Annotated in this window: 4 protein-coding genes, 7 tRNA genes and 2 pseudogenes; 1 reads left to right on the forward strand and 12 read right to left on the reverse strand. The window is 38.8% G+C overall.

The genetic code is table 11. The features are described 5' to 3' along the window. Positions 1-330: pseudogene (locus tag UB32_RS05715) on the reverse strand (hypothetical protein); the annotation flags it as partial. Next, positions 327-521: a hypothetical protein gene (locus tag UB32_RS05720; RefSeq protein WP_044391998.1), complete on the reverse strand. Its 195-nt coding sequence runs from the start codon at positions 519-521 to the stop codon at positions 327-329. The pseudogene UB32_RS05715 and the gene UB32_RS05720, both read right to left, overlap by 4 nt. A gap of 234 nt (positions 522-755) precedes the next feature. Here UB32_RS05720 and UB32_RS20850 point away from each other — a divergent pair. After that, a pseudogene (locus tag UB32_RS20850) lies at positions 756-977 on the forward strand (IS1634 family transposase); the annotation flags it as partial. A gap of 148 nt (positions 978-1,125) precedes the next feature. On the opposite strand, the gene UB32_RS05725 reads toward UB32_RS20850, so the two are convergent. From UB32_RS05725 to UB32_RS05770, 10 genes are all read right to left on the reverse strand, one after another. Further along, a complete protein-coding gene (locus UB32_RS05725) occupies positions 1,126-1,779 on the reverse strand; it encodes a site-specific integrase (RefSeq protein ID WP_157841616.1) in 654 nt (217 codons plus the stop codon). A gap of 143 nt (positions 1,780-1,922) precedes the next feature. Beyond that, on the reverse strand, positions 1,923-2,249 hold the full coding sequence (locus tag UB32_RS05730; protein WP_044391999.1) for a nucleotidyltransferase family protein: 327 nt from the start codon (positions 2,247-2,249) through the stop codon (positions 1,923-1,925). A gap of 1 nt (position 2,250) precedes the next feature. Then, entirely contained in the window at positions 2,251-2,652 is a 402-nt protein-coding gene (locus UB32_RS05735; protein ID WP_044392001.1) for a nucleotidyltransferase substrate binding protein, read from the reverse strand. Between the two features lie 197 nt (positions 2,653-2,849). Next, positions 2,850-2,931: transfer RNA gene (locus UB32_RS05740), tRNA-Leu, on the reverse strand. A gap of 43 nt (positions 2,932-2,974) precedes the next feature. Then, positions 2,975-3,046, reverse strand: a tRNA-Cys gene (locus UB32_RS05745). A gap of 9 nt (positions 3,047-3,055) precedes the next feature. Continuing rightward, positions 3,056-3,130 (reverse strand) — tRNA-Gly (locus tag UB32_RS05750). A 3-nt stretch (positions 3,131-3,133) separates the two neighbouring features. Beyond that, positions 3,134-3,208: transfer RNA gene (locus UB32_RS05755), tRNA-Gln, on the reverse strand. 36 nt (positions 3,209-3,244) lie between these two features. Further along, positions 3,245-3,320, reverse strand: a tRNA-His gene (locus UB32_RS05760). Positions 3,321-3,330: 10 nt separating this feature from the next. After that, positions 3,331-3,404, reverse strand: a tRNA-Trp gene (locus UB32_RS05765). A 5-nt stretch (positions 3,405-3,409) separates the two neighbouring features. Continuing rightward, positions 3,410-3,494: transfer RNA gene (locus UB32_RS05770), tRNA-Tyr, on the reverse strand. Between the last annotated feature and the right edge of the window lie 137 nt (positions 3,495-3,631).

The following is a 3,631-nucleotide window of genomic DNA, read 5'->3' on the forward strand; positions in this document are numbered from 1 at the left end:
CTTCTGTCGGAAAACGATAAAACATGGTGATTTCGTAACCTGTTTCTTTTTCCTTATGCATCTGTCAATGGCATTTCCACCAGCTAGTCTTGTTTCTATAGAAAAGTCTTTGCCTTCTTTGATGTATTTATTTACAGATCTTATGACTTCTTTCCCAGCAGTAACCCTCTTTGATTCTGGGTTTTCAGGGTCAATTCTTCTTGCAATTGCATCTGGGTCAAGGTTAATGTCAACGCCAATTTTGTCGATAAGTAGGTTCCTGATAGTGCTTTTTCCACTTCCATTATTACCGGCAAATACATAGAACATAGGTTGGTGACTATGCTTCATGATTGATCCTCATTAGGAAGAGGGACAACATTTCCATTCGGGAATTCTTTAACCAGTTTTCCGTTCTTTTCGTACACAATATACGTGTTATTTACCTTTGCATCAATTCTTGCCCGTTCTCCCGTCATCTTTACCCATTTATCTGCCCAAGCAAATTTTCTCCTTGGCGCACTGTTTTGGTCTTCTAACATCAGTCAACACCACCTTATTAGAAATAATAGCAGATTAGAGCTGCACCATACATCAAACCAAAATCCCCTCTATTACGAAAAATATGAAATTGAAAAGCGGGTGCTATGTCTTTCTTATCCAGTCGATCTACTAGTCGAAAGGAATTCAGGATGTCTAACGAAAAAGATGTTCGGGTTCACCATGCGCCTTATAGTTTTTTTGCTTTTCTCTATCTGCCACAGTAAGCTAGCATCTACTTTTATTTTTGCCTCATTAGTAACGAACTCAAAGATCCTATTGAAACACTTGAAATTTATCCCAACAAGGATCTTGTTGAAAAGGCATTCGACAACCTGAAAGAACGATTAAACTTACGTCGCTTATCGGTTTCTTCTGATGCAAGTCTGGATGGCAAACTATTTGTAGAATTCATTGCACTAATGCGCTCAATAGGAGTAAAAGAACAAGGGAAGGATGCCCTGTGGCTGGAAGACCGTAGAAAAGTTGTGGAGGTTATTCCAAGCGGCTCGATTATCGGCATTTTGTGTGCCCTTTGACACACAATTAATTATTATTTGAGACAATAAATTCAGCAGTTAAAGAAAAAATTGAAGTGAGGGGATGCTAAAGACCGATCCCGCTTGCTGCATTATTTTCAAACATGTTCACTTTTTGTATGTAGCGTTGCAATGAATCACTTCTTTTATGCCTCGTCTGTTTCATGATTTGATGCTCGGCCTTACCCGTTTTTGCTGCTGTACTGCAAAAGCCACTCCGCAGGCTATGCGCACCGTATTTTTCGGAAGGCATTCCAACTGACTGGCAACATCTTTTTACGATTAATCGGAAAGATTGAGGGGTCATTCTACCAAGGATTCCATGATGATCAATTCTTCTGAAAAGAGGCCCATCCTCAAGGCCGGTCGCTTCAATCCAGGCTTCCAACAATCGGACAGGGCAGGTAAGCAGGCTGCTGCCAAATGGTAATGCCACTATTTGCCCTTCTCCTTTTTGATCCGTCTTACTTCGTACTAGATTCAGCAAAAGTCCTTCCCGTGTATTCTCCAAATGTTCAATACCCAAAGAAACTAGTTCACTTCTACGTAAGGCAGCTGCCCAACCAATAACCAGAAGAGCGCGATTTCGGTATGAATCTAAAAAACAATGTGTAAAAGCTGTGTAAAATAAATGAACTTGTGTATTTTTGAGTGTAAAAACCCTATCGTTTTCTATCGTAACCCTTAAAAAGCAGAAATCCCGAAAACATTGATAAATCAACGTTTTCGGGATTTCTAATTGCTTTAAAATGAACTTAAAAAGTTCTCATGATACCGGTGGACCGTATCATACACACAATTAATTTATACAATTCTTTAAGATATGGGAATTATTTATGTTGATTTCTTATTGCTGAAATTCTTTTAATAGCCTCCATAATTTCTTGAGTTAGCTTCGAAAATTGTAATCCCTTCTCTATCGATATGATTTTTTAACTTCACATTAGAGATACCTTCATAATGGATTAGATCAAAAAAATACGGAAGTGGGTATTCCTCGTTAAGCAAATCAGACAACTTATAAATTGTCTTTGAAGTAATGTCTTTTCCTTTTATAGCAAGATCTACATCAGAACCTTTTTTATAGTTTCCCATTGCTCGACTTCCAAATATAATACCAATTTCTATCTCATTAAATTGTGCTAATGCAGAATTTATATACCGTATATCACTCTCAATTAATCCGAACATATTATATTTCCTTTAAAAATTTTTCATATAATTTCCTTAGTAAAGGCTGGAATTTCTCTTGTATTTCTTTAACTAAATTCTCTGCTAGTTCTTGGTCATAAGTATGGGCTGATAAATTCCTCTTCGAAAGTGCATCCATCCAGAGGTGTCCATCTTCTATTATCTCAACCTGAAATGCTTGTTTAATGGATTCCCTTTGACTTTTAGCAGCATAGCCCTCTGCTTCCAAATAATCTTTTATTACTTTCCAAGCTAATTCAAAGGTTGTTTCAAAAAAATGGATAATACCAGCTCGCTCTAATTCAGTTGATATTGGTTCATTTGAGTATTTTTCTAGGAGTTTAAAAGACTTTTCAAAGTTTTCAAATCTTTGTTTCCAGCGAACATCATTCATTTGGTCCATTTTTTTCACTCCTAATTCTTTTATTTCCATTTATTTATATATTAGCACATGAATTTTTATTTATTCATTTATAATACAATATTATACTAAATAGCCCGAGTTCCATTTTAAATGTACAAAAAAAGACAGAAGTTTAGACTCTGTCCCATTTTTTTAGATAGAATTATTTAATTAATTGTTTGCTTAGGGTTGGTTGATACCGGTGGTCGGGGTCGAACCGACACTCCAGAAGGAACACGATTTTGAGTCGTGCGCGTCTGCCAATTCCGCCACACCGGCATATGAATTTCAAGTATTGCTATTCCCACTAAAAAATTAGTGAAGGCGGCAACCGGATTTGAACCGGTGAATAAAGGTTTTGCAGACCTTTGCCTTACCACTTGGCTATGCCGCCATATTAAATTGGAGCGGAAGACGGGATTCGAACCCGCGACCCCAACCTTGGCAAGGTTGTATTCTACCACTGAACTACTTCCGCAAATGGCTGGGCTAGCTGGATTCGAACCAACGCATGACGGAGTCAAAGTCCGTTGCCTTACCGCTTGGCTATAGCCCAATAACGATTCTATACAGGTTGAGTATGTGATTAAAATGGGGCGACTGATGGGAATCGAACCCACGAATGTCGGAACCACAATCCGATGCGTTAACCACTTCGCCACAATCGCCATAATAAATTGGCAGGGGTAGCAGGAATCGAACCCACACCAAAGGTTTTGGAGACCTTCGTTCTACCTTTAAACTATACCCCTATAAATGGTGGAGGGGGACGGATTCGAACCGCCGAACCCTGAGGGAGCGGATTTACAGTCCGCCGCGTTTAGCCACTTCGCTACCCCTCCATTATAACATCATTTTCATGTACAAAAAAACCAATTCATTCAATTTCCAAATAACCAGAACCTTTAATGGTGGCTCAGGACGGAATCGAACCGCCGACACAAGGATTTTCAGTCCTTTGCTCTACCGACTGAGCTAC

It is taken from the genome of Mesobacillus subterraneus (assembly GCF_000934845.1).
Classification (GTDB): Bacteria; Bacillota; Bacilli; order Bacillales; family Cytobacillaceae; genus Mesobacillus; species Mesobacillus stamsii.